Below are 26300 nucleotides of genomic sequence, written 5' to 3'. Positions count from 1 at the left end.
GCCGGACACAATCCGCGCGCCTTCCATAATCCGTTATCGTATTCATCGTGCTACGGTGCTTGTTGCTACCCAGCTTAAGCAAGGGCCTGCGTGTGATCATCCTGGAGAATCTGCAGAAACGCTACGGCACGCGCGAGGCGCTGGCCGGCGTCAGCCTGCACGTTCGCCCCGGCGAACTGTTCGCCTATCTTGGACCGAATGGCGCCGGGAAATCGACCACCATCCGCATTCTCAGCGGTTTGGCGCGCGCTTCAGGCGGTAAGGCGAGGCTCAGCGGTTTCGATATCGAAAGCGAGCCGCTGGCGGCCAAACGGCAATGCGGACTGGTCGTCCAGCACGTCAATGTTGACAACGACCTCAGCCTGGCCGAAAACCTGGATATCCATGGCCGGCTGTTTGGCATGGGGGCTGCCGACCGCCGACAGCGCGCCGAAACGCTGCTGGCGACCGTCGATCTGGCCGATCGCCGCGATCAGCGCGTCGGTACGCTGTCGGGAGGGATGAAGCGCCGGCTGATGATTGCCCGGGCGCTGATGCACCGACCGCGCATCCTCTTTCTTGATGAGCCGACGGCGGGACTCGACGCCGAAGTGCGGCGGCGACTGTGGGGGCTGATCAAAACGATCCAGGCCGAGGGAACGACGATCTTCCTGACCACGCACTATATCGAGGAAGCCGAATTTCTTGCCAACCGCGTCGCTTTCCTTGACGCAGGCAGGCTGCGTGCACTCGATACGCCGCACGCCCTGATGGCACGGATCGGCGAATGGGCGCTCGACCGTATCGTCGAGGGGGGAATCGAGACTGAATACTTTCCCGACCATGACAGTGCCCGGCAGGCGGTCGCCCGACAGACCGGTTCTGTCAACCTGCGCCGCGTCAATCTGGAAGATGCGTTCCTGCGCATGACAGGCAAGGGCGTAACGCCATGAAGACCGGGCTGCGGGGAACTGGCGCAGTCTATCTGCGCGAGATGCTGATCCTGAAGCATCGTTTTTTCCACCATCTGGCGTCAATGATGGTGCTCCCTTTCCTGTACCTCGTCGCCTTTGGAACGGCGATGGGTGGGAGCGCGCCGCTCGCCGGCCATTCTTACCTCGAATTCCTCCTGCCCGGCCTCATCGCCATGACCTGCATGACGCAGAGTTACGGCATCGCCACCGAAATCAACATCGCCCGTTTTTATCTGCACGTCTTCGAGGAATTCCAGGCGGCGCCGATTTCCAACGCGGCGCACGTGCTGGGCGAGGCGCTCTCCGGCATGACGCGCGCCGCGCTGGGCGTTGCGGTCATTTTGCTGATGGGACTGGCCTTTTCCGTTCGGCTACATATCGGTCCGTATTTCCTGCTTGCGGCGGCGCTCAATGCCTGGGTTTTTGCCTCGCTCGGTGTCCTGCTGGCGATGCTCGTCAGGTCACACGCGGATCAGTCGATGGTGTCGTCTTTCATCATTACGCCGATGTCTTTTCTCGGCGGTACCCTGTTTCCGCTCGACCGCCTGCCCGAGTGGGCGCAAACCCTGCTTTCCCTGCTGCCGCTGACGCACGCATCACATGCGATTCATGCCGATGCGCTTGGCCTGCCGCCCGAACCGATGGATTTCATGATTCTTGCCAGCGCCGGTGCGCTGCTCTTTTTTCTGGCCTTGCGCTCGGTCGGCCAGGCACGCGACTGAGGCGGCAGTGAGGCCCGCAAACGCCATGTCCGCGCACCTTGCAAAAACATCCGCCGCTGACGTACTCCAAAACGTAAGGGGGCTGAAGCTCCTCGTCGTCTGGGCGACGACGCGTTGCCAGTTGCGTTGCCGTTACTGCTACATGAGCGCCGGCGATGTGCATGAAATCGATCTCGATCCGGAAGTTTTTGCCACGGCCGCAAGCAATCTTGGTATGAATGCCGGTACCGAAATCCAGATTGCCGGTGGCGAGCCGTTACTCGTCCCCGATATCGTCGAAGCGATCGTCGAACAGGCGCATCGTCTGGGCAGCGCCCGCATCAGCGTACAGACTAACGGCCTTGCCATCGACGAACGCTTTATCGCCCTCGTCAAGCGCTACCGGCTGGGGGTTGGCGTCAGCCTTGATGGGCCACCGGCCATCAATGAGCGTGTGCGCGGGCGCAGCGCCGATGTGCTGCGCGGGCTGGCGCGCCTGGAAGCCGCCGGCATTCCCTTTGGCGTGACGGCGGTGGTCAGCCGCGACAATGTCGACGCTTTGCCCGATCTTGGCCTGCTGCTTGCCGGATTTAGCCAGGCGCGTTCATTGGGTCTGGATATTCTGCGGCTGGCCGGGCGCGCCCGCGAAGAAGACCTCGCCGCGCCGGCGGCGCTGCGGAACGCGTTTCTCGCACTCTCCGAGCGGCTGGCCTGGGTCAATCGCCATCGTCGCACGCCGATTCGGCTGCGCGAACTGGCGGCTGCCGACTGTGGGGGTGGCGCTGGCTACTGCCCAAGCGAATTCGGCCTGGGCGCCGCACTGACCGCCGACGGCGCGCTATACCCATGCGCATCGCTGGTCGGTCGTCCGGAGTATGATTGCGGCACAGCGGCGGCGCCGGATTACGCCCGCCTGCGTCTCGGTTTGCCCGCCGATACCTCGGCCTGCGGCAGTTGCGCGGCCACCGGCTGTCGCGGCCGTTGCCCCTCACTCGCGCTACTCTCGCCACGCGCCGGCAAGCTCGACTGCCTGATGCGCCTAGCCGTCAGCCGTCAATCGAAATTTACCGCGTCAACGACAAGCACGATTGGCACGACGGGTCGGCGCGTCATCCCCATCGAGAACCGGCCCGCCCACACGTCCTGAATGGCGACGCACGGGAACAATGTCACCCGAACACAAAGGAAAACGGAGCATGCTGTTAAATACCTATTTCGATGCCATCGAACTGCACCGCAATGACAAGTTTGTCGCGCTGCGCTTCCGCACGCCGCACCGCGTGATTTCGACAGGCCTGGACAATGGCGGCATCATGGACGATCTCGATCTCGTCTATAACCACCAATCCTGCGAGCCGGCCGGGCCGTTGTCCCGCCATCCCTCGCGCGCCGTGCTCGACCGGCCCGATCTGTATGCCGCCGCACTGCTCGAACGCAATGGCCTGGGCGGCCTGCGCGCCGCACAACTGGGCACCGCCGCCAACATGAGCAACCTTGCCGTTATGTTGGAAACGTATCGCGACATCGCCGTGCTAGCGGTGGCGACCGGCGGCGTCGAGGGTAACGCTGCACGCGCTGGTGATCCGGCGTCCGGCTACGAGTTTGACGGACGTTACGAGCCGATTACGCGCGAGCAGCCGCCTGCACACGGAACCATCAATGTCATGATTGCGCTCAACCAGCCAATGCTCGACGGCGCCCTGGTGCGCGCCGTGATGACGGCGACGGAAGCCAAGACGGCGGCTTTGCAAGAGCTGTCGGTGCCTTCACGCTATTCGCCCAGCCTGGCGACCGGCACCGGCACCGACCAAATTGCCGTCTGCGTCCCGCGCAACGGACGTGCCTGCCCGCTGCGCGGCGCCGGACACCACACGAGTGCCGGCGAGCTGATCGGCAAGGCCGTCCGCCAAGCGATCAAGGAAACGCTGATCTTCCAGAACGGAATGCATCCAGCCGAGCGCTGTTCCTGCGCGCGGCTGATGGAGCGTTTCGGCTTCTCCGGCGAGGCGCTGATCGAGGCGACGTTGCCGCTGCTTTCCGAGGACGCCCGTGCCAGCCTGCGCCTGGCGCCGCAACTGCTCGACCGCGATCCGCCGGTGGTGCTCGCAGTGGCTGCGCTGGTGCATATCTACGACCAGATCGGTTGGGGCATAGCGCCCGCGCCCTGCCAGCGCGAGGCGGTGATCGGCCAGGGCGCGCAGATCGCCGTTGCCGCCTCGGGTCGGCCGGATCGCTGGCATCATTTCCACGACGCACTGGCCGAGCGTTGCGATGCTTCCGGACGCGACGACCCGGCATTTGTCGCGCCCTTGGCGCTGGGCCTCGGTTATGCGGAGAAATGGGATCGTCAGCAAACCATGCTGGCGGAAGTCGATGCGCAGATCAGTGCCTTGTCGACAGATCGCGCCGCCTCATGAGCACCATCGACCCACATACCCGCGAGACGATGATCCGGATCGAGCGGATCTGCAAACGCTACGGCACACAATTAGCGCTCGACAACGTCGACCTGACCATTGGCGCTGGCGAAACATTCGGCCTGCTCGGCCCGAACGGCGCCGGGAAAAGCACGCTGATCGGGTTGCTGGCGACGCTCAAGCGCCCCGATTCCGGGCGCATTTCCATCGGTGGCCACGATGTTCTGCGCGATCGCGATCGCGTCCGCCAGCAGATCGGTCTGGTCTTCCAGGAAAACAATCTCGACCGGGAATTGACCGCACGGCAGAACCTCGATTTTCAGGCGCGCCTGCACCGTCTGGATAATCCGTCCGCGGCCGTTGCCGCCATGCTCCGGCGTCTGGAGCTGGAAGCGCACGCCGACCGGCCGGCGGAAGAGTTTTCCGGCGGCATGCGGCGACGCCTGATTATCGGCCGCGCTCTGCTTTCTGCCCCACGTGTTCTGCTGCTCGACGAGCCAACGACCGGCCTTGACCCCGCCATCCGCCACGCGCTGTGGTCACTCATCCATGAAGCGAGCGAAGGCGGATGCACGATTATTCTGACCACGCATTATGTCGAAGAGGCGGAAACGCTGTGCGACCGTGTCGCCCTCATGCAGCGTGGTCGCATCGTCGATTGCGGCGCACCCGCCGCGCTGTGCGAGCGTCATGCCAAGCACAAGCTTGAGGATGTCGTACTGGCGCTGAACGCAGGAGGTTAACGATGTCATCGCGTTCATTCCTGAGCGGCGCAATGGCGATTTTTCTGCGCGAGATGCAGATCTTCCGGTTGCGGATTGTGCGCCCGACCTATGCGCTCTCCTCACTGATCACTCCCTTGATGTATCTGCTTGTGTTCGGCCTCGGGCTGGGCCGGCAGGTACGCATCGACGGGAGCGACTATCTGTCGTTCCTCATTCCCGGACTCATCGGCATGACGGCGATGAGCAACGCCTTTTCCTGGGTCGCCGGCGCCATTAATTTCTCCCGCTTCTATTATCGGACCTGGGCGCTGGTGATTCTGGCGCCGGTCAGCCCGTTCGCCATCTGCGCCGGCAACATCGCCGCCGGCCTCGCCCGCGCGCTCATTGCGACGTCGCTGATCGCCCTCACCGGGCTGGCGGCCGGCTGGCGCCCCATGCTGACGCCGGTTTTTCCGCTGGCGCTACTCGTCGAAATGGTGTGTTTTGCTGCATTGGGCGTCCTGGTTGGCGTTAAGACAAAGACCTCCGAGGAGCACATGGCTTACGCCAACTTCCTGATCACGCCGATGGGATTTTTCTGTGGCACGTTTTTTCCGCTCGATAACCTGCCGATCTGGCTGGCTTACCCTTTGCGTGCGTTGCCACTGACGCAGGCGACGATCGCGCTGCGTTCGCCCGGCTTTACCGCTGAAGCCTGCCTGGCGCTGGGCGCGCTGGCGTTGATCACCGGCGTCGTGCTTTTCCTCGCCGTCCGCGCAGTAGCCGACTACGCCGAATAACGCCCGCGGCAAGCGCAATTCATGCCATGTCGCCCTTGAGCGGATAGCTCCGGATGGCATCGATAAAAGCTTGCGCCGACTGTGAAAGATAACGGCTTTTATTCCAGACTAAGCCCGCTTCGAGGTACAACGGTCTGGCCAGACGCAATGCCTTGATTCTCGGTTTGCCCTGCGCCAGGTGTTCGAGTAAAAAGCCGATACCGACACCACGCTCGATCAAGCTAATGATCGTCGCAATCTGGTTCGACGAAAACACGATATTTGGCGTCATCTGATGCCGGGCGCATTCCTGGAGCACCAGCCGCCGCGACAGAAAATTTTCCTTGAACAGAATGAATGGCTCGTCTTTCAGCTTCGGGAAAGCAATGCGTTCGCGCTCGCTCAAGGGATTGTCCGGCGACATGCAGACATGGATCTCGCTACGCAGGATCGGTGATACCGCCAGTTCGGGCGGCGTTTCCGGGACAAACATCAGCGCGACATCCAGCTCGCCCTGTTCGAGCAGCGATTCGATCGTCAAAGCGCCTTCTTCGACGACGATAAGCTCCAGCGCTGGATGATCTGCACGAAACTTGCTGAGCACATAAGGAAAAATAACCGCGCCCAACATCGGCGTAATGCCAACCCGGATGACACCGCGTCGCAGATCGGCAAAATCCTCCATTTCCTTGATGGCGCTGTCAACGCGATTGAGAATATCCTCCCCCCGGCGCAGGAGCACTGCGCCGGCAGGCGTCAGTGAAATTCGCTTGTGATAGCGCTCGAACAACTGGACGCCCAATTCTTCTTCCAGATTGCGGATAGCAACGGAAATCGCCGGCTGCGCAATATGGCACTGTTCCGCCGCTCGCGTCACACTACCCAGCCGGCTGACCGCCAGGAAATACCTAAGTTGCCTGAGTTCCATCGCCAAGATTTGGATATTAATAAATTATCAAAACATCAAAAAGTAATATTTTATTTATATTCATCAGAAACGTACACTACGTTTGCGCATACGACATGTCGAAACCATCGTTTTTTCAAAGGAAATCAAACATGAACGCCCACGTAAAAAGCAATGTTTTTGAGGAGCTCAGATACGCCTACCGTGCGCTCGACTACGCGCGCTACGACGCCTGGGATATCTTCCTGGAACCATTCCGCGCAAAACACGAAGCGGCGATGCACAACGCCATCGAGATTCTGCTTGCCGAATATCCTACATATGCCAGCCAGGCTCAGGAAATCCTCGCCCGGGCGAAGATACGCACATCGCATTAATCATTAATGTGTAATGTGCAAGTCAGGGCAGGCCTGATTTCATGAAACATAAAGCCAATAAGCCCGGCTTCTGTAAATCTGTATCGATAGTGAAGAGTCAGTAATAGATACTATTTTCTAACACGTAGTATTTCTGCCGTATTGAACGTAAGTATCAAATGCCCGTTATACGCTGACACAGGCCGGCCGGCTGGTATTCATAGATGCTTAACCTGATTTAAGCACTTTCAATGCCGTAAAGATTTTTTATGCGCTTGCCTTTATGGCTTCGCGCATGCCGGTTGCCAGCGAATCCTCAATGTCGCCTTCCGCATCAAGCAGCAGTGCTTCCAGTTTTTCCTTATCCTCGCCGGGGTTTTCCCAAAGACCGCGCGAGATCGCTTCCAGCAGGCGCTCGGCAATATTCTGCAAAGCGTAAGGGTTGTGTTCCTTGAAGAAGCGTTGCATTTCCGGATCGAAGGCGTAGGTTTTCGCCATCTCTTTGTACTGCCAGTCTTCCAGAATGCCGGACGAAGCATCCCAGTGATAGCAGATATCGATCAGGAACGACATATCGCCGGCACCCTTGTAACCGTGGCGTTTCATGCCTTCGATCCATTTTGGATTGAGCACGCGTGTGCGGAAAATAAAACGCCCTTCCTCATCCGTAGAGCGGATGCGCGGTTTGCGCGGGTCGGATGAATCGCCCGAATAGCTGGGGACGTATTTCCCGCTCGCGGCCTTGACCGCCGCGTTCATACCACCGTGGTAGTTGTTGAAATCGACACAACTGAAAATATCGTACTCGCGCGTCGACTCGTTTTTCACCGTCAGATCAAGCTTGCCCATACGCTTGCGGAAATCGTCCTGTCGCGCTTCGCCATAGACGCCTTCGCCATAGGCATAGCCGCCCCAGGCGATGTAAATCTCGCCCAGGTCAGCCGTCTTCTCCCACTGCCCGCTGAAGAGGAGATCGGCCACGCCGGCGCCATATGTGCCCGGCTTGTCGGAATAGACGCGGAAGGCGGCGCGCTTCTCGGCTTCTTCCGGGGAGAGGCCGGCCTTGATCAGCTCCTCGCGTTCGACGGTGACGTTGTGCGCCAGCGGATTGACTTCCGGCGGCTCCTTGAGCGCAGCGATCATGCGCGCCGCGCTGTCGATAGTCTCCATCAGATTGGGGAAGGCGTCGCGGAAAAAACCCGAGGTGCGCACGGTCACGTCGATACGCGGGTATTTGCGCTCTTCCAGCGGGATGACTTCAACGCCGTCGACGCGGCCGCTATGCCGGTTCCAGACCGGGCGCACGCCCATCATGTAGAAAATCTGCGCCATGTCGTCGCCGCGCGTGCTCATTGTCGGCACACCCCAGAGCACCATGCCGACTTGGCGCGGCACTTTGCCCTCATCCTGCGTGTAGCGCTCGACGAGCGCATCGGCCTGGCGCACGCCCACTTCCCAAGCCTCTGGGGTGGGAATCTTGAACGGATCGACGGAAAAGAAGTTGCGCCCGGTCGGCAGAATGTCGATGCGCCCGCGCGTCGGGCTGCCGGAACCGCCCGGCGGCACAAAACCGCCATCCAAGCCGTGCAGCGCGTATTTGATTTCATCGGTGATCTGCTGCAACTTCGGGCGGATGCCATCGTGCACGAAATGCAGCACATCGGCGACCCGCTGCGAGCCGTTGAAACGCGCCTGCGTTTCATGACGGATGGCTTCGTCCGACCATCCTGCCTCGTCGAGCGCATCGTAGGCGGCGCGCACATCGATGAGAATCTGGCTGAGCACCTGGCCCTTGGTTTTGCCGAGCGCCGGCACCAGCTCGCCGGGATGGTCGCGTAGATCCTCGCCGTCGAAACCGCGCGCGGCGGCAACCGCATCCCAGAGCGAGGCGACTTCGCCGTTAGGCAGGCGCGTCAGATGAACCATCGTCTCGTTGAAGCGTTCCGGCGGCGGCACCTGCCCGAAGGTATGCAGGCCGTCGTTGATTGAGGTGACGTCAACGGTTTCTAGATAGCCGTGCAGTTTGCCGAAGAAATCGAAAGGGCTTTCTTCCGCGGCCTCACGCGTCATGCCGATATCGGCGTCCAGATGCGCCTCGGCTGCCAGCGCCCAGACTTTCTCAAGAATCAGCGTGATTTTAGCCGGATCCTCATGCTTGGCGTAATAAGCCGCCTCCAGCAGATCCTCAATCTTCTCGAACTCCTCGGTTTTTCCGGCATTCGTCTGCGGTGGAATCATGTGGTCGAGAATCACGCAGTATGAACGGCGCTTGGCCTGCGTGCCTTCGCCGGGGTTATTGATGATGTAGGGGTAGAGGTGGGGAATGTCGCTGATCGCCGCATCCGGGTAGCAGTCGCGCGAAAGCCCCGTGCTCTTGCCCGGCATCCATTCCAGCGTCCCGTGCGTGCCGACGTGGATAACGGCATGCGCGCCGAATTCTTCGCGTAGCCAGCGGTAATAGCCCAGGTAATGGTGTGTCGCGGGCAGATAGGGGTCGTGAATGGTTTGTCCGTCAGGTTGCAGAACCGGTTGATCCGCTTCTTCCATGCGTGCGCGTGGCGGCTGCACACCGAGGAAGACATTGCCGACAACCATGCCGCCAACGAGCAGCTTGCCGTCGTGATAGAAGGTGACACCGGGCGCTGGTCCCCATTTCTCATCCATTTCCCGCTGCATTTTCTCGCTGCGCTCGGCATGCCAGCGCAGTGCGGTCGGCGTATCGATTGTGCCAACCGCACGTTCGGCCATCTGCGCCGGCTGCAGGTAGCGCCGGTCACTGGTCAAACGATCGATCATCTCGAAAGCGATCGCCTCGCCGTTCTCGAAGCGGCGGTCGATACGATATCCCTGCGCCGCCATGCTTTCCAGAAGGACGTTCACGCTCTCGAACGAATCCAGCCCGGACGCGCAGCCCAGGCGGTCATTGCGCGGCGGGTATTGGTGGAAAATGATCGCTACCTTGCGTTCGTATGGCGGTGTACGGCGCAGCTTCGCCCAGTTCATCGCCCAGCGCACGACATGGCGGCAGCGGTCGGGCACTGGTTTCCGAACCAGCAGGCGGGCGCCAGTTGCCGGATCGACACCAATATCGTCGCGCGTTGCCACGACAGTGCCGATGATCGCGCCGTCGAATTCAGGTTGTGCGATGTTGACCGAGACATCCATCGGCGATACGGCCTGCGTGGTTTCTTCCCATTGCGCGCGCGGGTTGTAGGTCAGGATCAGTTGCAAGGTCGGCACGTCGAGTTCCGGCAGCACCTGATCCGAGCCGGGGGTGGCCTGCGTTAGCGAAAAACTCATCGGCGAGAACAGGGCTTCGATCAAGGTCTTGCCTTCACGCTTGAAAAAATGCTCCGTCACTTCTGCGACGCTCATATTGCCGACCTCGGCATCGCGGAAGCGGCTGTGGAAGACGGCCAGCGGTATGCCGCCCTGCGCCTCGATTTCCGCAATCAGTGCGTCGTAAGTCGCCAGGTCACCGTTCTGCCAGGCGTAATTGCCGAACCACATGCCGATCACCGGCGCATCCTCACCAACGCGCGCACGCGCCCAGTCGAGGTAAGCGTCGCGGTCGAGCAGGCCGCCGCGCCAGTCGGGGTGGTAGAGGCCCTCGCGCGGCAGCTTTTCCGGCGCGGGTGGCTCCGGCAGATCGCAGCCCAGTTCGCGCGCCAGCGTCAGCAGCATGCCGCGCAGATTGTTAAGTCCGCCTTCGCGGAGGTAGGCGTGGCGACGCTTGTAGGCCTCCGATCCAAAATCGGATCCGATTTCCCGCGCCAGTTCGACATCCTCCGATGACATACCGCCGGCCTGAACGTGTATGAGTTTGCCGGCCGCCGCTTCCGCCAGGGCGTCGATGCCTGGAATTGAACGCGCACCGCCGTGCGGCAAGAGAACCAATGCCGACGACGAACGAATCGTTTCGGCCATTGCCGCGATGCGCTTTGAATCAAAGAGATCGTCTTTGCCTGCAGCGGCGACGCGCAGACAGGCCGTTTCCTCCGGCGAGAATGCCGCGACGGCTCGGCCAAGGAGGGGCAGGTGCGTCGCAGTAGCATCAATAACGACGACCGTATGTTGTGCTGGGTTCATCTTCGCTTCCTTTTCAAGAATGCTTCGGCATCGCATCCGCTATGTTGAAACTTCGTTCAGACGATTGTCTGTGCACCTGATCGTTCGCCGTTATGATGGCTTGACGGTGAAGGTATAAGTCCATTCCTTGACGGCGCTTCGGGTGATGACGTCGACAGCCGTGCCCTGATGTTCACCGACGTGTGTATCGCCCATCGCCTCTTCAAGATCGCCCTCGACATCGAGTACTGCGTCGCGCAGTTCCTGAAGGCGATTTTCATCGGCTGCCCAAAGGCCACGTGCCTGGGCTTCCAGCAGGCGGCGGACGATTTCCTCGAAAGCATGCGGGCTGGTTTCGCGTAGCCAGTTGCGCATTGCCGGGTCAGAAACAAGACGGTCATGTACGGCGTTGAACTGCGAGTCGGTAATCGCATGCGTTGTCGCCGACCAGCCGAACAGCACATTGACACGGTTGGAAATACCGCTGGCGCCGGTATAGCCCTGTGCCTGGACCGTCGCCAGCCACTCCGGGTTGAGCACCGTTGTAGCAAGGCTCTGGGAGAGTTCCTCGGCGAGTGTGCGTACCTCGCCCGCGCGCGTGGTTTGCGTATCGCCCCAGTAAAGGCGCATTGAGCCACCACCGAGACCGCGGCGCGCAGCGGCATTGCCACCCTGTACGGCAAGATAGCAACTGCTCGACAGAAGGTCTGCTTCCGGCCATGAGGCGCGTTGATAGGACAGGTCGGTTTTACGCAGCAGGTGCGCGTATTGCGCCATCTGCTGCGCAGCGGGTAATGCGGCTGGCCGTCCATCCGCACCGAAAGCGGTGCCCGATGTGTTGATCAGCACTTCGGCCAGATCGCCATCATCCTCCCAGGCCGAGGCGTCGAGCGCGACACCGATGCCGCCGCCGTAGCCACCATCGGCGTTGGCGAAACAGCGGTAGGTTGCCAGGCGACGTAATGCCGCCTCATCGCTGTCCTGCATCTGCGTGCGCAATTCTGCCAGGCGCGCGTCGACATGGGCACGGACGAAGTTGCGGTCAGGCGGCTCGTCGCGTTCGGTGACTGCCAAAACGGCGCGGTCGAAGAGCGCATAGATTTCCGGCAACAGGTCGCGGACGACGCTGCTCATCTGGACAACGACATCAATGCGTGGGCGGAGCAAGGTTCGTCCGTCAGATGCAATCATCGTTAATTCGTCGAGCGGTAGTACCGTTACGCCCGTCACTTTGCCGTTGGCTTGCCGCTCTGGCGCACAGCCGAGCAGCCAGAGAATCTGCGCGGTGAGTTCGCCGTCAGCCTGAAAAACATCGGTCGACCAGAGCGTGATCGCAATCGTTTCGGGAAATCGCCCTTCATCGGCGAGGTAGGCATTGAGCAGTTTTTCGCCCATGCGCGCGCCGACCGTCTGCGCCGCCGGCGTTGGTACGCAGGCCGTGTCGGTGCCGTAGAAATTGCGTCCGGTCGGCAGTACGTCGGTTTTGCCGCGCGACAAGTGCCCGCTTGGCCCGGGTGCAATGAAACGACCATCCAGTGCCCTCAGCACGGCATCAAGTTCGTCGCTGCAACCCGCCAGATCTTTGCGTAACCCGGCTTCGCCCGTTTCGTCCAGGCCGCCGCGGCGTGCTTCATCGATATAGCGCAGTGTGTCTTCTTCGCCGGGTGCGCGACCGAGTACGTGTAATCCGGTGCTGAGCATGCGTCGCCGCAAGGCGTCGAGACGGCGCGGTAAAAGTTCGATGGCCAGCCCCAGGGCTTCATCGTCCTCGACGGCTTGACCCATGCCGGTCAGTTCGCTGCGCAGTGTTTCGCGTAAAGCGTCACGTCGGGCGCCCGCTGTTGCCGAACGATACTGGCGCAGCAGCTCCTCCAGCGTATCCCAGTGGTTGCCGAGCGTATCGGCGCGCGCAACGGGTGCGCTCAGGTGGTCGACGATGACGGCGCGGCCGCGACGCTTGGCCATCATTCCTTCGCCGGTGACCGACATCAGGTAGGGATAGATGACCGGCAGATTACCGAGCGAAATGTTTGGAAAACAGGTTTCCGAGAGTCCAGTGCGCTTGCCCGGCAGAAATTCCAGCGGTCCTTCGGTGCCCATCATGATGAGCGCATCGACATGCCGTTGCAGCCACCAGAATGTCGCCAGCCATTGGTGCGAAGGCGCAATGGCCGGGTCGTGCAGGATACGGCAGACTTCGCCGTCACAGCGCGGTCCCCAGCAGCCGCGCTTTGGATCGGTCATGACGAAAACGTTGCCGAATGAAAGGCCGGTGACGATCAGTGTTGGTTCTGGGCCGTCCGGGTGATGCACCATCGATTTTCCCGGGAAGACGCCCCAGGCTTCATCAACGGCGCGGCGTATTGTCTCCGGTTGGCGATCAAAGTCGGCGCGGAAGGTGGCTTCGTCGATTTCAGCAAGAACGCCGCCCTTGGCGACGATTTCCTCAACTGAAGTCCAGCGGAATTCGGAGATCGCCTTGTGCCTCAGAATCAGGTCGAGAAGGGCGCGGCCATCGGCCGGAATATTCTGGACCTGGTATCCCGCCGTATGCAGGCGATTCAGGAGGTCGACGACGCTTTGCAGGGCATCGAGCGCTGCGGCGTTGCCGATCGTCGCTTCAATGCTCTTGCACGGCGGGTTGTGCAGCATGATCGCTATACGCTTGTCGGCATTGGCTTTATGCCGCAGTTCGACCCAGGCGCGGGTGCGGCTGGTAAGTCTGGTCAACTGATCGTCGAGCAGCTGGACGATACGCCGTTCGTCTTCTGTACCTTCGTCAACGCGTGGCGAACAGGCAATGACCGTTGGGTCGATGCAGCCGAGCATTTCCGGCCGCGACAGGCTGAAGGAAAGCATCATGGGACTCAGTCCCTGCGCATCGTTGCGCCATTCCGCCGCCGAGCCGGACCAGTGGCGCACCAGCTGGAAAACCGGCACGTCGTGTCCTGCGAAAGGACCGCCGGGGGTTTGTGCCTCGCGCCGGAAAACTACGGCGAGATTCCAGATCGCAGCCAGTCGTTCACCGCAGCCATCGAGAAAGCGCCGCAGGGGATTATCCGGCGCACCGAGCGGTGCGACGCCTTCCCAGTCACAAAACATCGGCATTGGCGCAAACCCGGCCGATTCGAGATGTTGAATGCAGGCATCGACAATCTCCGTCTCTCCGCCAAGCCAGGCGTTGCGGTCAAAAAGTATCGCTACGATAGGCGGTTCCCGATTGTCTGGCGCAGTGATGCGTCCCTTCATCCAGGCCAGGTAGCTTGCCACCTCGTGCCACAGCTGCGGCGATTCGGCATGGTAGATGCCCGATAGTATCGGTTGTCCGGCTGCTGCCGGCGCTTCGGCCAGTACGCCGGCGCGGTGCAGCAGATAACGTGCAGCGTTGGCGAGGTCATTCACCGTTCCCGCCTTGCAATAGGCGGTGATGCGCTGTTGTGCGTCGCGGTCGATTTCGCCCGCCCAGTCGGCTTCCGTTTCAAGCCCTGCCGGCAGGGCGTAGCGTACGCCTCGCGCCGTTTCCAGCAACTGAGGGAAGGTGCTGAAATGGCGGGTGATGTCGAAATAGATGGCATCGGCAGCGGGCATTTCCTTTTCTAGGAACGATTCCCAGTCGATGGACTGCATCTGGTTGAGCACCTTCAGCTCTATGCCTTCACCGGCAAGCACCGCCGCTGCACGCGCCCATATCCGGCCAAGTACGGTATGGGTGAACAGAAAAATGACTTTTCGCATCATGGTTGTCCGCGACGGGCAGAAGTGCCGGTTGCACGATGGGTGCGCCATGGACATAGGCCGAAATATCTATCGAACATCGTTTTCCTTTACTTCAGACCATTAACGCTTGCGCATCAGAAATCATAACGATAGGCAAGCCTGCCGTTGCGGCCGGGCAGGGGATAACCGCCTTTTTCTTCATAGTATTTATCGGCCAGGTTTTCAATGCTAAGCGAGAGCGAATGATGTTTGTCGAAACGGTAACGCACGAACAGGTCCATGGTTGTGAAGCCGGGGAAGCGGACGACTTCGGCGGTGTTGCCAACCCAGTTGTTGTCGTACCATTGGCCAACGCGGCGCAGACCGAGGCGGCCGTCCCACGCGCCGTAGTTGGCTTCGACGGCGGCGCGCAACGTCGTGCGCGGGACATTGTGGATGTCGGTCCACTTGCCGTTGTTTTCCTCCTGGCGCGAGAAATAGTGCGTACCGGAAAGAGAGAGACGGATGATTTTGTTAACATCCCAACGCCCTGTCCATTCCAGCCCGTGCATGCGCGCTTCGTTGGCGTTGTAATAGGTCGAGAGGTTGGTGAGCGGCGATCTATTGATCGTCGTGATCCGATTACTGATCTTGTCGGTCACTTTGGTGTGGAACATCGTCAGGTCGGCGTAGAACGTTGGGTTGCTCCATTCGAGACCGATATCATAGGTCAGGCTGCTTTCCGGCTTGAGGTCCGGGTTGCCGCGCGTGATTTGAATGCTTCTTCCCTGCGTCGAGACGGTATAACCGCTGACATTGGATGCGCTCGGCGCGACGAAGCCTTTGCCGACTGTTCCGTGCACGCGAAAGCCATGGCCGATCAGATGCTTGAAGCCGGCGCTGGGACTGGTGTTGCCGAACTCTGCCGTCGATGGCGTAAAGCCGGTCTTGAACGGCGTGTCGAGCGATTTGGTGCGAATCTTGTCGTGCCGCACGCCGACATAGACGGTGCTGTTGTTGTCATTTAGGTACCAGGTGTTCTCGGCATAGATACCAATTGTGCGCTGCTCATGGTCGGCGGAATACGGCCCCTTGCGTTTGCCGTTGGCGGCCCAGCTACGCGATTCGACCTTGGCCTTTTCATGATCGACGCCGAAAACCAGGCTCGCCGATTCGCTCCAGTTCCAGGTGTCCTGTAACTGCGCGCCCGTCCATTGAATGTCGGATTCGAAACTGCGGAATGGCAGGTAAGGGCGGTCAGCCGCCGAACGCGAAGTCTTGTTGTAAAGCGTGTACGCTTCCTGCCCCATGAAAGCGCGCGCCAGCAGGCGGTGATTGCCCATCTTGCCGGTCACGGACAGGTCGGTGCCGTTGCGGTCCATGTCCTTGTTGCTCTGACTGTTGGTTCCGTAAGCGATGTCACCGGGCGTAGCGATGTCGCGGCCAATGTAAATGTCGGTTTTCAGATTGGCGCGCCAGTCTTTATTGAGATTCAGGCCAAGTCGCAGCGCGTGATATTGTTGCCCGTAACTGGTGCTTGGGCGCAGCACGCCGCCACCGGCTTTGAAATCGTCGCCACGGTCGAGATAAGACCCGGAATAGTCGAAATCAAAGAATTCGTTGAGCGCGCCACCAATGGCGCCCTTGAGTTGCTTGGTGTCATAGCTGCCGTAGGCGATCTGGCCAAAACCGTTCAGCGGGCCTTTGCTTTCGCGCGTAATCACGTTGACGACGCCGCCCATCGCCTGCGAGCCGTAGAGTGCGGAAGCCGGCCCCTTGAGTACTTCGATGCGCTCGACCCGGTCCATGTTGATCAGCGACAGGTTGGTGCCCATCGCCGGCCGCCCGTCGATCAGCAATAGCGAATGTTTGTTGATGCCGGAAAACTCGGGGCGAAAACCGCGGATGCCGATGCCCGAGAGGTTGCCGGGATACTGGATGACATCGACGCTGCTGTTTTTCTTGAGCGTATCGGTCAGATCAAGGCTCGGCGTGCTCTCAATCTGCTCCGTACCGATGATTTCGATGCGTTGTGGCGTCTCCTCGATTTTCGCCTCGGCGCGGCGGGCGGTGACGACCATTGTGCCCAGCGCAACGTCTTCTGCCATGACAGTCACTGGAACGGCTAACGTACATAAAACCAATAGCGGCTTGCTGTTTTTCATTTATTGACTTCTCCACTGAGTAAAAATATGTCGTGAATTGCCAGTCAAGGCTGTTTTCCCGACACAAAAGGCGCCGCCGTGGCCTGCCTGGCGGTCATGTCCAGTGAAAGCGCGACAGGCCTTGGCGACATTGATCAAAGAGGCTGCTCGTCCGTAATGAACGAGCAATGCCAACCAGAAGGTGATTCGGCAGATAGTGACTCTGAGCAGAGAATGCGTTCGAAACCAGCGTCTATCTGCATATCGGAAAAAGGCTTCCCGTCGATGGGAGATAGGCACCTCAGCAAGACAAAGCGTTTATCGATATGTTGTTTTATCGAAAACAAAGGCTTTGCCATTATGCTGCTGCGGATATGGTTATATTTTTTGCTTTCCGCGCGTTTCAGCATTCCCGGCATCGGCACGCTCTCTGCCAAATCGCTTGCCGCACTGCCTGCGTATTGATCGCAAGAGGTGCGGGCAGCGTTTTTTTCGGGATGTGGCGGTGGGAATCAGATTCGGAAAGGCGCCCGTGCACTTGCCGGTGCTTTGTACTCGTCGATGCCCTGGTTTCTTCGAGGTTTTATCGATCAGGAGGATCGATAAACGCGTTAAGGGCAATCGATAAGGCGGTACTGAAAAGCCGATGTGTCCCTAACAGAGGCTTCATGCACGTGCTTGTCAGTTCAATCTGCCCCGACGCTACGCCGGAACAGATGGCAATTCAAAAGCTTTTAGCGCTTTCCGTCAGAACCTTTCCCCTCACCCCGAGGATTGGCACTGCGCCTGCTTCAGGCCGGTCTTCTGGCTCGCCTTCTTCCTCTACCGACGCCTTCCCATGCGCTTTTCTTCGTACAGTGGCTTCTTGTCGGTTTCGTCTGGCTCACAGCAGCGGGGGGCTGCACCGGCTTGTCTGCCCATATCATTTAATCCCTTTGCATGTTGAATCGTGATATGGGCACCGGTTTCCCGTTTCACCTTCTCCCTCTCTCGGGAGCGAGGCACCTGAATGCAGGCCGAATCATAGGCTGAAATCGCCCTTTATTCAAGAAGGTGGGAGCGGTTTGCCTCAGTATTCCGGCAGGTTGCTGAACGTATACCTGTTCCTGTGTGTTGGCGCGCTCTACCGGGAGACGTGAGACGGTTTAATTACGCTAGAAAAAAGGGCGATGCCGTACGTAGGGATCGTGGAATGTATGCATACGACAGGCGTCATAGTCTGAAGAAAAATAGGGCATAGAAGGGATTATGCTAGTATCCCTGCGCTCGTTCCTGATGGGACGATTCAACAAAGGAATGTCTCTATGAAGAAAACCTTGTACGTCAGCCTGATTGTCGGAGTTTGTTGCACTTTTTCTGCGCTCCCTGCGTTTGCCGAGCCTGCTATTTGTGCCCAGTATTACAAGGAAATGCAGGCCGCGCTGAAGAGGGATGGCAACGATACGGCGGCGGCGATGAAAATCGTCAGGGAACAGGTGGCTGGCGTGCCGGCCGGACGGCAGGCAGAATTTTGCAAATCATCCCTCCAGGGCATGAAGGATGCCGAAGCGCATACTGCCCAGGCGGAGAGTGATGATGACGGCGGTAAAAAAGCGCGCGATAAAAAACGGTAAGCGGGCAGGGGAGAAGCCCTACATCCCATACACCCCGCATAGCCCCAGGAGCCGCATGCGATTCGTATAAACCGTGTTTTCGGGCAGCGGTCTGTTGCGCTATCCAACAATCCAGGTACTGTGGCATGAATGAAAGCCGAACCGGCCGGTTCGGCTTTTTTGCTTATCTTGGTTGTGTGTGCCGTGTGGCTGGCTTTGTCGGTGGGGTGATCTGACGCCTTTCATGAATACGGCGGAAAATGCGCCGATGCCCGCTGATGGGGGGTGGGCTGTGATAGTATTCGCCTCGGCGGGTCCCCCCGCATCGCAGAGTGGTGAACCTGGTCAGGTCCGGAAGGAAGCAGCCACAGCCATTGACTACGAGTGCCGGGGTCAGGCTCGCCACTTTCTTTTCCGGGAACCGCTTCCGGGTTGTCTCCGGCGCTTTTGTCGTGTTTTTAGGCATTCCGGCGGTTGCCGGTTATATCCCGTGACATTCCTGATTGTTCGCTATGGTCGCTTGCCGTGCACCGGAATGCGTCCGGATGCATGCGGGTAAAAATGGGTAGAACGATGCTCAACACTGTCAATGAGGGAAGAAAAGTCCCGAATGTCGGCTTCATCAGTCTTGGTTGTCCCAAGGCGCTGGTCGATTCGGAGCAGATTCTGACCCGCCTGCGCGCTGAAGGATACGATATCTCCGGATCCTACGAAGGCGCGGATCTGGTGGTGGTGAATACCTGCGGTTTCATCGATGCGGCCGTCGAAGAATCGCTGGATGCGATCGGCGAAGCGCTGTCCGAAAATGGCAAGGTGATCGTGACTGGCTGCTTGGGGGCGCGCGAAGAACTGATCCGTGACTTGCACCCCAGCGTACTGGCGATTACCGGGCCGCATGCGGCCGAGGAGGTCATGCGGCATATCCGCACGCATCTGCCGCAGCCGCACGACCCGTTTGCCAGTCTGGTACCGCCGCAGGGCATCCGGCTGACGCCGCAGCACTATGCCTATCTGAAGATTTCCGAAGGCTGCAACCATCAGTGCACCTTTTGCATTATTCCTTCGCTGCGCGGGCCGCTGGTCAGCCGCCCGATCGGCGACGTGCTGCGCGAGGCCGAACGCCTGGCTGCTGCGGGTGTGCGTGAGCTGCTGGTCATTTCACAGGATACGGGCGCATATGGCGTCGATCTGAAATATCGCACTGGTTTTTTTGGCGGGCGGCCGCTCAAGACGCGCCTGAAAGAGTTATGTATGGCGCTGGCCGAATTCGGCGTCTGGGTGCGCCTGCATTACGTCTATCCGTATCCGGCGATCGATGAGCTGATCCCGCTGATGGCGGAGGGCAAAATCCTGCCGTATCTCGATGTGCCGTTTCAGCACGCCAGCCCGCGTATCCTCAAGGCAATGAAGCGTCCGGCAAGCAGCGAAAACACGCTGGCGCGTATCCGTGCCTGGCGCGCCGTCTGTCCGGAGCTGACGATCCGCAGCACTTTCATTACGGGATTCCCCAGCGAGACGGATGCGGAATTTGAGGAACTTTTGGCCTTTCTGGAGGAAGCCCGGCTTGACCGTGTCGGCTGTTTCGCCTATTCGCCGGTTGCCGGGGCGGCGGCCAACGCGTTGCCGGGCGCGCTGCCGGATGCCGTTCGTGAGGAACGTCGCCGCCGTCTGATGGACGTGCAGGCGGATATTTCGGCCGAGCGTTTGGCGGCCAAGATCGGGCAGCACATCCGGGTCATCGTCGACGAGGTTGATGAAGATGGCCTCGTCGCACGTTCTGCGGCAGATGCGCCGGAAATTGACGGGCAGGTGTTTGTCAATGGCTTTTATGATGCTGCGCCGGGCGATTTCCTCGACGTGCAGGTGGTCGATGCCAGCGAGCACGATCTGTACGCCGAGATACGGACAGCACGGTAAACATGGAAAGAAAATGAGGATGCAGCGCCTATGACCGCAACATTGATTGAACGACTGAGCGCCATCGTTGGGGCGGAAAACGTCCTGACCGACGCGGTGGCGATGGCGCCCTATCTTGTCGACTGGCGCGGACGCTATCATGGTGCGGCGCGCTGCATCGTGCGTCCGGACAATGCTGAGGAGGTCGCCGCTATCGTGCGTGTGTGCCTGGCGGCGGGCGTCCCCATCGCGCCGCAGGGCGGCAATACCAGCCATTGCGGCGCCAGCGTGCCGGATACGAGCGGCACGGCGGTGATCGTCAGCCTCTCGCGCATGAACCGGATTCGAGAGGTTGATGCCGCAAACAACACGATGACGGTCGAAGCGGGTTGCGTGCTGCAAACGATTCAGGCGGCGGCGCGGGCGGCTGGACGCCTGTTTCCGCTGTCGCTCGCTGCCGAAGGCAGTTGCCAGATTGGCGGCAATCTGTCGACCAATGCCGGCGGCGTGCAGGTGCTGCGTTACGGCAATGCGCGCGAACTGGCGCTCGGGCTGGAAGTCGTGCTGCCTTCCGGCGAAATCTGGCATGGTCTGCGCGGCCTGCGCAAGGACAATACGGGTTACGACCTCAAGCAGTTGTTCATCGGCGCGGAAGGCACGCTGGGCATCATTACCGCCGCCGTCATTAAACTGTTCCCGCTGCCGGGCACCGTGGCAACCGCCTGGCTGTCCATCGACTCGCCGGCTGCTGCCGTGCGTCTGCTCGGCGAATTGCAGGCGCGTTTTGGCGCGGCGCTAACCGCGTGCGAGCTGATTTCTGACATTTCGCTCGGCTTGGTGCTCAAGCATATTCCGGGCGCGCAGCCGCCCCTGGCGGCCAGTCCGGATGATCCGCACGCTTTGCGTACGCCCTGGCACCTGCTCATTGAACTGTCGGGTACGGGCGAAGAGGCCGATCTGCGCGCGGCATGCGAGGAGTTTCTGGGCGCAGCGCTGGAAAAGGGCTGGATCGACGATGCCGTACTGGCGCAGAGCGGCGAACAGGCGGCGCGGCTGTGGGATTTGCGCGAACGGCTCAGCGAGGCGCAGAAGATCGAAGGATTTAGCATCAAGCACGATGTATCCGTGCCCGTATCGCGGATCGGCGAATTCGTCGAGCGTGCCGGCGCCGCCCTGCAAGCCGCGTATCCCGGCATCCGCATCGTTGCTTTCGGCCATGTCGGCGACGGCAACCTGCATTACAACCAGTCCAAGCCGGAAGCGGCTGAGAACGCCGAATTTATGGCCGCCCAGCCGGACGTCAACCGCATCGTGCACGACATCGTCGATGCGCTGGGTGGCAGTATCAGCGCCGAACATGGCATCGGCCAGCTTAAACGCGGCGAGCTGGCGCATTACAAGAGCGCGGTGGAAATGGAGATGATGCGGGCGATCAAGCGGACGTTCGATCCGCTCGGCTTGATGAATCCGGGCAAGGTTCTGTGAGCGCCGCAAGTTGGTGGGCGCGCGGGTTTTGCCGGTAAAAGGTGGCAAAAGCGCCGTATAGCGCCGGATATTCTGCGTACAGAATTTCCGGCGTTTCAAAGAAGGTTTCGCTCATGACGGCGAAAAATTCCCCCGGATGTTCTGCGGCGTATGGGTCGAACAGCGTTTCTTCGCCGCGTGCCTCGGCTTCGTCGGCCAAGGCACAAAAATCCTCGTAAGCGGCGGTCAGGATTTGACGCCATTCTCGGCGCACGATATTCGGTGCGGCCGGTTTGTTCGATGGGTCGGGAGGCTTCGAAGCCCTGGATGGCAATGGCGGAATCCCGTCGATGACGCCGTCGAGCATATCCAGCTTGTGTACAAACTCATGGATGATGACGTTGTAGCCGTCGCCGGCCATCTGCACGTCGCGCCATGAAACCAGCAGCGGCCCGTCTGTCCACGCTTCGCCCGACGCGACTTCATCGTATTCATGGACGACGCCGGATTCATCCTCAACGATGCGCGGAATGACGAATTCGTCAGGGTAAACGATGATGCCGACCCAGCCGCGGTAATAGTCAAGCCCCAGGTTGAGGATCGGCAGACACCCCTGCGCGGCGATTGAAACGCACATGGCGTCAGTCAGCGCCAGTCCGCCCGCACCGGAGAACGTTTTTTCAGCAAGAAACGCTTCGGTCAACATGCGCAGGCGCTGTCTTTCCTCGTGGTCAAGCCGTATCAGGAAAGGGAGTGCGGCGATGGTTTCCTGCCATAGCGCATCCGGCAACGGCGCGGGGGCGCGGCGCCTGAGCCAGCCAAAGACTTTGCTAAGAAGCATCATGCGCAAGCAACGGCATACTGGGGCGGCATATCGGAGCTAGATCCCGCATAAATCAAAACGGTGTGCGTAGATTTTCACGGGAAGGCGCGCCGCCTTTTTCGATGGCTGAGTCGATGGCTGGGCGGCGCGTACCGATCACGCGTCAGACGCAGGCGGTGATGCCGCCGTCGACGTAGATGATCTGCCCATTGACGAAGTTGGAAGCATCAGAGGCCAGGAAGATGGCGGCGCCATGCAGTTCCTCAAGCTGGCCCCAGCGGTTGGCGGGCGTGCGTTTGCACAGCCAGGCGGAGAATTCTTCGTTTTCGACCAGCGCCTTGTTCATTTCCGTCACGAAGTAACCAGGCGCCAGCCCGTTGGCCTGGATGCCGTATTTTGCCCAGTCGGCGCACATGCCTTTGGTCAGATTGGCGACGCCGCCCTTGGCGGCTGTGTAGGGGGCGATGGTCGGACGGCCGAGCTGGCTTTGCACCGAGCAGATATTGATGATCTTGCCGCTGCCGCGTGCGATCATATGCCGGGCGACAGCCTGCGAAACATAAAAAATGCTGGAAAGGTTCGTGTCGAGAATGGCCTGCCAGTCACCAGCAGGGAAGTCTTCCAGCGGCGCGCGGCGCTGAATGCCGGCGTTGTTGACGAGGATATCGATGGGGCCGATATCCTGTTCAATGCGCGCGATGCCAGCGGCGACGGCGGCTGGATCGGTCACATCGAAAGCAACGCCGTCGGCGGTAAAGCCGTCGGCGATCATTTTTTCGGCAGCGTTGCGCACGCGGGTTTCGTCGCGGCCGTTGAGGACGATGGAGGCGCCGGCGCCAGCCAGTGCGTAGGCGAGCGACAGGCCGATGCCCTGTGTCGAACCGGTGATCAGGGCGCGCCGTTGGCGCAGGTCGAACAGTGTGTGGGTGGTTTGGGTCATGATGGTGGCGTGTGTGAATGAATGATGGATGCCGGGGCGTATTTCAGCGCACGGACAGGGTTTGGATGAAAGAATCGTCTCGTAAGATGATGTGTGCGTTTCTTGCGCGAACCTTGTATGAGTCTTGTATGAATCGAGAAATTTGGGAAAATCCGGGAAATCTGAAAAATCCGAGAAATCCGGCGGATCTGCATGGAAGCGCACAAAACCGGGCGATCGCTTACCCGGATGGATTCTACCGCCCGGAAGAATGCGCTTTCAACCCGCAGGAGCAGCCTGCCGGATTGGATGAAATCGAGAAATGACGAATGATGGTTGAACAAGATGTCCCCGATCGAACCTGATTTTTCCCATGACCAGGATGCCGCTTCAGCAGCGCATACGGTGCAGAAAACGAAAACATTGCCTGTGCCGGTTGGTTTTTTTCGCCGCGTCTGGGCGAGGGCTGCGGGAACGCTGCGGATTTTTCTGGACGCGGACGGTATCCGCGCCGGCGCGGCGACAGCGTTTTACGGCGCTTTTTCGGTCGCGCCGCTGCTTGTCATCCTGACCAGCATCGCCGCCTGGATTTGGGGCGATATGGCAAACATGAGCGGCGAGGTTGCCGGCGATCAGGCGGCCCGGGCGATGATCCTCGATACCTTGCGCAGCCTGCTCGGCGAGCGCGAGGCGGAAACGCTGGCCGGCATGCTCAATCGTGGTCTGGCCAGCATCACTGCCGGCAGGGCGATTTCCAGCACGCTGTTTGCCGTGGCGACGACGCTGATTGGCGCCAGTGGCATGTTCATCGAACTGCGCACCGCCTTGCAGGCCATGGCCGAGCAGGCGGCGCCGCGCCGCTTTAACTGGACGCGCTTTGTGCGTATGCGCATCGTCGTTATCGGCGTAGTGCTCGGCTGCGCCTGTCTGGTGGCGGCGGTCATGCTGCTCCAGACGCTGGCGCTCGGTTTCGTCAAGTGGGTGACGTTCATGTGGCCGGCGCTGGCCGGCATTGTCAGAAGCCTTGAATTATTCTGGTCGTGGACGGTGATCGTTGGCTTGTTCTACATCGTCATGCACTGGCTGCCCGACCGGCGCTTCCCTTTCCGGGCGACGCTGGCGGGGGCGGCGCTCGGCGGCGTGTTGTTCATGGCGGGGCGTATCGCCATCAGTTATTACATCGCCACGACGGTGACGCGCTCTTCATTGGGCGCGGCGAGTTCTTTCGCGGCGCTGCTGGTCTGGATTTTCTGGTCAAGTCTGGTGTTTCTGCTCGGCGCGGCTTTTGCCGGAGAACTGACGAAAAGCGCCAACGCCCGGCGGTAAGCGCCAATGCCCGGCCAGCCCTTTATTTATCAGGATTCCCAAACACCTGCCCGGAGCGCCTGTATTTATCGGAGTTTCAGCGGGTGGGCATGAATGAATGCCCGACAAACGTAAACGACCGTCGGGCACAATATTCCGGTTTATGTTTTTTGATGCCCTGAGCCCCGCGTATTTAGAGGGCTTCAGGGCATTTTATGTTTTCTGCACTATTTTTATAGATTTCAGAGGGGACTTCGCAAGCTTAAAGAGCGGTTCGACTTTGCCAAAAGACAAGGCGGTAAGCCGCAGACAGACCACTCAGTACGGCAAGGCCAGGTCAACACAGCAACGCCGTATTCTGACAAAAGAAGGCGCTATCTTCAGAGGAGGCGCCCTGAAGCCCTTTATTTATAAGGGTTCCAGAGGCGACTACCCGCAAATGCCCTATCCACGCGGGTTTCGGAGGGGCCTACCCGCAAACGCCCTGTTTACGCGGACTTCAGCGGCGCTGCTGGTCTGGGTTTTCTGGTTGAGTCTGGTGTTTCTGCTCGGCGCGGCTTTTGCCGGAGAACTACAAAAAGCGCTGCGGAAAGACGACAGGCACAGTTCAAAACCCACGGGTAGGCCGCCGCGGCGCGACCTCATCCATTCAGGTTTTGAGCGCGCCGATCAGGTTGCGCACGTCGTTCTCGCCGTGCGCGCGCAGCCAGGCTTCCATCTCTTCGGCGATGCGTTGCGCGCTGTCCGGCGCGATGAAGCTGGCGGTGCCGATCTGGACGGCGCTGGCGCCGCAAAGCATGAATTCAAGGGCGTCCGTCGCGCTCATGATGCCGCCGATGCCGATGACCGGCAGGCTGACGGCGCGGGCTACCTGCCAGACCATGCGCAGAGCGACCGGCTTGACCGCCGGGCCGGAAAGGCCGCCGGTGATGTTGGCGAGCACCGGGCGGCGGCGCTCCAGATCGACGGCCATGCCGACCAGGGTGTTGATCAGCGACAGCGCATCTGCGCCCGCGTCAGCGCAGGCTTTAGCCATGACGACGATGTCGGTGACGTTGGGCGAGAGCTTGACGATCAAGGGCTTTTTCGTGGCTTGACGGCAGGCGGAAACGACGCTGGCGGCGCTGGCCGGGTCAGAGCCGAAGGCGATGCCGCCGTGCTTGACGTTCGGGCACGAGATATTGACTTCCAGGCCGGCGATTTCAGGCAATGCGTCGAGGCGCGCCGCCATTTCCGCGTATTCGCCAATATCGTTTCCGAAAAAGTTGGCGATGCAGGGCGTATCAATGCTGCGGATGAACGGCAGCTTTTTTTCGATAAAGGCATCAATGCCGACGTTTTGCAGGCCGATGGCGTTGAGCATGCCGGCGGGCGTTTCGGCCGTGCGCGGCGTCGGATTGCCGGGACGCGGGCGCGGCGACAATCCCTTGGTGATGTAGGCGCCGATTTTATGCAAGTCGACGTAGTCGGCGAATTCCTCGCCGTAGCCGAAGGTGCCAGAAGCGGTCATCACCGGATTGCGCAGGCGGATGCCGGCGAGATCGACGGCCATGTTGAGGGTTTGCGCGTTCATACA

General features: G+C 60.2%; 20 protein-coding genes, 1 other RNA gene and 1 riboswitch. Of the genes, 14 read left to right on the top strand and 7 right to left on the bottom strand.

What is annotated here, in order from left to right:
* Nucleotides 1-92: 92 nt before the first annotated feature.
* Genes ABCS64_RS05290 through ABCS64_RS05265 form a run of 6 tightly spaced genes read left to right on the top strand, consistent with a single transcriptional unit; the run spans nt 93 to nt 5575 of the window.
* Nucleotides 93-932 (top strand): ABC transporter ATP-binding protein, encoded by an 840-nt coding sequence (locus ABCS64_RS05290; RefSeq protein WP_418890855.1) that lies wholly within the window; start codon nt 93-95, stop codon nt 930-932.
* Entirely contained in the window at nt 929-1675 is a 747-nt protein-coding gene (locus ABCS64_RS05285; protein WP_418890854.1) for an ABC transporter permease, read from the top strand. Before ABCS64_RS05290 ends, ABCS64_RS05285 begins: the two co-directional genes overlap by 4 nt.
* Nucleotides 1676-1700: 25 nt before the next feature.
* Nucleotides 1701-2801 (top strand): radical SAM protein, encoded by a 1101-nt coding sequence (locus tag ABCS64_RS05280; protein WP_418890853.1) that lies wholly within the window; start codon nt 1701-1703, stop codon nt 2799-2801.
* Between the two features lie 49 nt (nt 2802-2850).
* Nucleotides 2851-4071 carry an adenosylcobinamide amidohydrolase gene (locus tag ABCS64_RS05275; protein WP_418890852.1) on the top strand — a complete coding sequence of 407 codons (1221 nt, stop codon included), beginning with the start codon at nt 2851-2853 and terminating at the stop codon, nt 4069-4071.
* Nucleotides 4068-4814: an ABC transporter ATP-binding protein gene (locus ABCS64_RS05270; protein WP_418890851.1), complete on the top strand. Its 747-nt coding sequence runs from the start codon at nt 4068-4070 to the stop codon at nt 4812-4814. Before ABCS64_RS05275 ends, ABCS64_RS05270 begins: the two co-directional genes overlap by 4 nt.
* Before the next feature lie 2 nt (nt 4815-4816).
* Nucleotides 4817-5575: an ABC transporter permease gene (locus tag ABCS64_RS05265; RefSeq protein ID WP_418890850.1), complete on the top strand. Its 759-nt coding sequence runs from the start codon at nt 4817-4819 to the stop codon at nt 5573-5575.
* Nucleotides 5576-5594: 19 nt separating this feature from the next.
* On the opposite strand, the gene ABCS64_RS05260 is transcribed toward ABCS64_RS05265, so the two are convergent.
* Complete coding sequence (locus ABCS64_RS05260; RefSeq protein ID WP_418890849.1) at nt 5595-6482, bottom strand: LysR family transcriptional regulator; 888 nt, start codon at nt 6480-6482, stop codon at nt 5595-5597.
* Between the two features lie 131 nt (nt 6483-6613).
* Here ABCS64_RS05260 and ABCS64_RS05255 point away from each other — a divergent pair, with 131 nt between their 5' ends.
* The gene (locus ABCS64_RS05255) at nt 6614-6838 is read left to right on the top strand and encodes a hypothetical protein (RefSeq protein WP_418890848.1); all 225 of its coding nucleotides are present in this window, start codon (nt 6614-6616) and stop codon (nt 6836-6838) included.
* A gap of 246 nt (nt 6839-7084) precedes the next feature.
* On the opposite strand, the gene cobN is transcribed toward ABCS64_RS05255, so the two are convergent.
* From cobN to ABCS64_RS05240, 3 genes are all read right to left on the bottom strand, one after another.
* On the bottom strand, nt 7085-10906 hold the full coding sequence (gene cobN / locus ABCS64_RS05250; RefSeq protein ID WP_418890847.1) for a cobaltochelatase subunit CobN: 3822 nt from the start codon (nt 10904-10906) through the stop codon (nt 7085-7087).
* 90 nt (nt 10907-10996) lie between these two features.
* Nucleotides 10997-14623 carry a cobaltochelatase subunit CobN gene (locus ABCS64_RS05245; RefSeq protein ID WP_418890846.1) on the bottom strand — a complete coding sequence of 1209 codons (3627 nt, stop codon included), beginning with the start codon at nt 14621-14623 and terminating at the stop codon, nt 10997-10999.
* A 113-nt stretch (nt 14624-14736) separates the two neighbouring features.
* A complete protein-coding gene (locus ABCS64_RS05240) occupies nt 14737-16746 on the bottom strand; it encodes a TonB-dependent receptor plug domain-containing protein (protein ID WP_418890845.1) in 2010 nt (669 codons plus the stop codon).
* A 78-nt stretch (nt 16747-16824) separates the two neighbouring features.
* Here ABCS64_RS05240 and ABCS64_RS05235 point away from each other — a divergent pair, with 78 nt between their 5' ends.
* The 5 genes from ABCS64_RS05235 (at nt 16825) to ABCS64_RS05215 (ending at nt 21698) form a co-directional block, all read left to right on the top strand.
* Nucleotides 16825-17190: a hypothetical protein gene (locus ABCS64_RS05235; RefSeq protein WP_418890844.1), complete on the top strand. Its 366-nt coding sequence runs from the start codon at nt 16825-16827 to the stop codon at nt 17188-17190.
* A 312-nt stretch (nt 17191-17502) separates the two neighbouring features.
* A riboswitch (cobalamin riboswitch) is annotated at nt 17503-17750 on the bottom strand.
* A 279-nt stretch (nt 17751-18029) separates the two neighbouring features.
* Entirely contained in the window at nt 18030-18338 is a 309-nt protein-coding gene (locus ABCS64_RS05230; protein WP_418890843.1) for a hypothetical protein, read from the top strand.
* Between the two features lie 288 nt (nt 18339-18626).
* Nucleotides 18627-18724: signal recognition particle sRNA small type (gene ffs, locus ABCS64_RS05225), an RNA gene on the top strand.
* 154 nt (nt 18725-18878) lie between these two features.
* On the top strand, nt 18879-20234 hold the full coding sequence (rimO, locus tag ABCS64_RS05220; protein ID WP_418890842.1) for a 30S ribosomal protein S12 methylthiotransferase RimO: 1356 nt from the start codon (nt 18879-18881) through the stop codon (nt 20232-20234).
* Between the two features lie 30 nt (nt 20235-20264).
* Nucleotides 20265-21698 (top strand): FAD-binding oxidoreductase, encoded by a 1434-nt coding sequence (locus ABCS64_RS05215; protein WP_418890841.1) that lies wholly within the window; start codon nt 20265-20267, stop codon nt 21696-21698.
* Here ABCS64_RS05215 and ABCS64_RS05210 read toward each other — a convergent pair.
* Together ABCS64_RS05210 and ABCS64_RS05205 are read right to left on the bottom strand one after the other, a co-directional pair.
* Nucleotides 21646-22521 carry a M90 family metallopeptidase gene (locus ABCS64_RS05210; RefSeq protein WP_418890840.1) on the bottom strand — a complete coding sequence of 292 codons (876 nt, stop codon included), beginning with the start codon at nt 22519-22521 and terminating at the stop codon, nt 21646-21648. The genes ABCS64_RS05215 and ABCS64_RS05210 overlap by 53 nt on opposite strands.
* A 142-nt stretch (nt 22522-22663) precedes the next feature.
* Complete coding sequence (locus tag ABCS64_RS05205; protein WP_418890839.1) at nt 22664-23440, bottom strand: SDR family oxidoreductase; 777 nt, start codon at nt 23438-23440, stop codon at nt 22664-22666.
* Nucleotides 23441-23568: 128 nt separating this feature from the next.
* On the opposite strand from ABCS64_RS05205, the gene ABCS64_RS05200 reads away from it, so the two are divergent.
* Together ABCS64_RS05200 and ABCS64_RS05195 are read left to right on the top strand one after the other, a co-directional pair.
* Entirely contained in the window at nt 23569-23745 is a 177-nt protein-coding gene (locus ABCS64_RS05200; RefSeq protein ID WP_418890838.1) for a hypothetical protein, read from the top strand.
* A 19-nt stretch (nt 23746-23764) separates the two neighbouring features.
* Complete coding sequence (locus ABCS64_RS05195; protein WP_418891886.1) at nt 23765-24745, top strand: YihY/virulence factor BrkB family protein; 981 nt, start codon at nt 23765-23767, stop codon at nt 24743-24745.
* A gap of 628 nt (nt 24746-25373) precedes the next feature.
* Here ABCS64_RS05195 and ABCS64_RS05190 read toward each other — a convergent pair.
* Nucleotides 25374-26297 (bottom strand): dihydroorotate dehydrogenase, encoded by a 924-nt coding sequence (locus tag ABCS64_RS05190; RefSeq protein WP_418890837.1) that lies wholly within the window; start codon nt 26295-26297, stop codon nt 25374-25376.
* Nucleotides 26298-26300 lie beyond the last annotated feature (3 nt).

The organism is Dentiradicibacter hellwigii (genome assembly GCF_041770905.1).
Classification (GTDB): Bacteria; Pseudomonadota; Gammaproteobacteria; order Burkholderiales; family Rhodocyclaceae; genus Propionivibrio; species Propionivibrio hellwigii.
This window is presented reverse-complemented; position numbering and strand designations above follow the sequence as displayed.

Bases quoted from the DNA above. Each gene is read 5' to 3' on its own strand.
- ABCS64_RS05195 (WP_418891886.1), top strand. From the start codon at position 23,765: ATGTCCCCGATCGAACCTGATTTTTCCCATGACCAGGATGCCGCTTCA.
- cobN (WP_418890847.1), bottom strand. From the start codon at position 10,906: ATGAACCCAGCACAACATACGGTCGTCGTTATTGATGCTACTGCGACG.
- ABCS64_RS05265 (WP_418890850.1), top strand. From the start codon at position 4,817: ATGTCATCGCGTTCATTCCTGAGCGGCGCAATGGCGATTTTTCTGCGC.
- ABCS64_RS05190 (WP_418890837.1), bottom strand. From the start codon at position 26,297: ATGAACGCGCAAACCCTCAACATGGCCGTCGATCTCGCCGGCATCCGC.
- ABCS64_RS05200 (WP_418890838.1), top strand. From the start codon at position 23,569: ATGAATCGAGAAATTTGGGAAAATCCGGGAAATCTGAAAAATCCGAGA.
- ABCS64_RS05215 (WP_418890841.1), top strand. From the start codon at position 20,265: ATGACCGCAACATTGATTGAACGACTGAGCGCCATCGTTGGGGCGGAA.
- ABCS64_RS05205 (WP_418890839.1), bottom strand. From the start codon at position 23,440: ATGACCCAAACCACCCACACACTGTTCGACCTGCGCCAACGGCGCGCC.
- ABCS64_RS05255 (WP_418890848.1), top strand. From the start codon at position 6,614: ATGAACGCCCACGTAAAAAGCAATGTTTTTGAGGAGCTCAGATACGCC.
- ABCS64_RS05280 (WP_418890853.1), top strand. From the start codon at position 1,701: ATGTCCGCGCACCTTGCAAAAACATCCGCCGCTGACGTACTCCAAAAC.
- ABCS64_RS05285 (WP_418890854.1), top strand. From the start codon at position 929: ATGAAGACCGGGCTGCGGGGAACTGGCGCAGTCTATCTGCGCGAGATG.
- ABCS64_RS05260 (WP_418890849.1), bottom strand. From the start codon at position 6,482: ATGGAACTCAGGCAACTTAGGTATTTCCTGGCGGTCAGCCGGCTGGGT.
- ABCS64_RS05245 (WP_418890846.1), bottom strand. From the start codon at position 14,623: ATGATGCGAAAAGTCATTTTTCTGTTCACCCATACCGTACTTGGCCGG.
- ABCS64_RS05240 (WP_418890845.1), bottom strand. From the start codon at position 16,746: ATGAAAAACAGCAAGCCGCTATTGGTTTTATGTACGTTAGCCGTTCCA.
- ABCS64_RS05230 (WP_418890843.1), top strand. From the start codon at position 18,030: ATGAAGAAAACCTTGTACGTCAGCCTGATTGTCGGAGTTTGTTGCACT.
- rimO (WP_418890842.1), top strand. From the start codon at position 18,879: ATGGGTAGAACGATGCTCAACACTGTCAATGAGGGAAGAAAAGTCCCG.
- ABCS64_RS05210 (WP_418890840.1), bottom strand. From the start codon at position 22,521: ATGATGCTTCTTAGCAAAGTCTTTGGCTGGCTCAGGCGCCGCGCCCCC.
- ABCS64_RS05275 (WP_418890852.1), top strand. From the start codon at position 2,851: ATGCTGTTAAATACCTATTTCGATGCCATCGAACTGCACCGCAATGAC.
- ABCS64_RS05270 (WP_418890851.1), top strand. From the start codon at position 4,068: ATGAGCACCATCGACCCACATACCCGCGAGACGATGATCCGGATCGAG.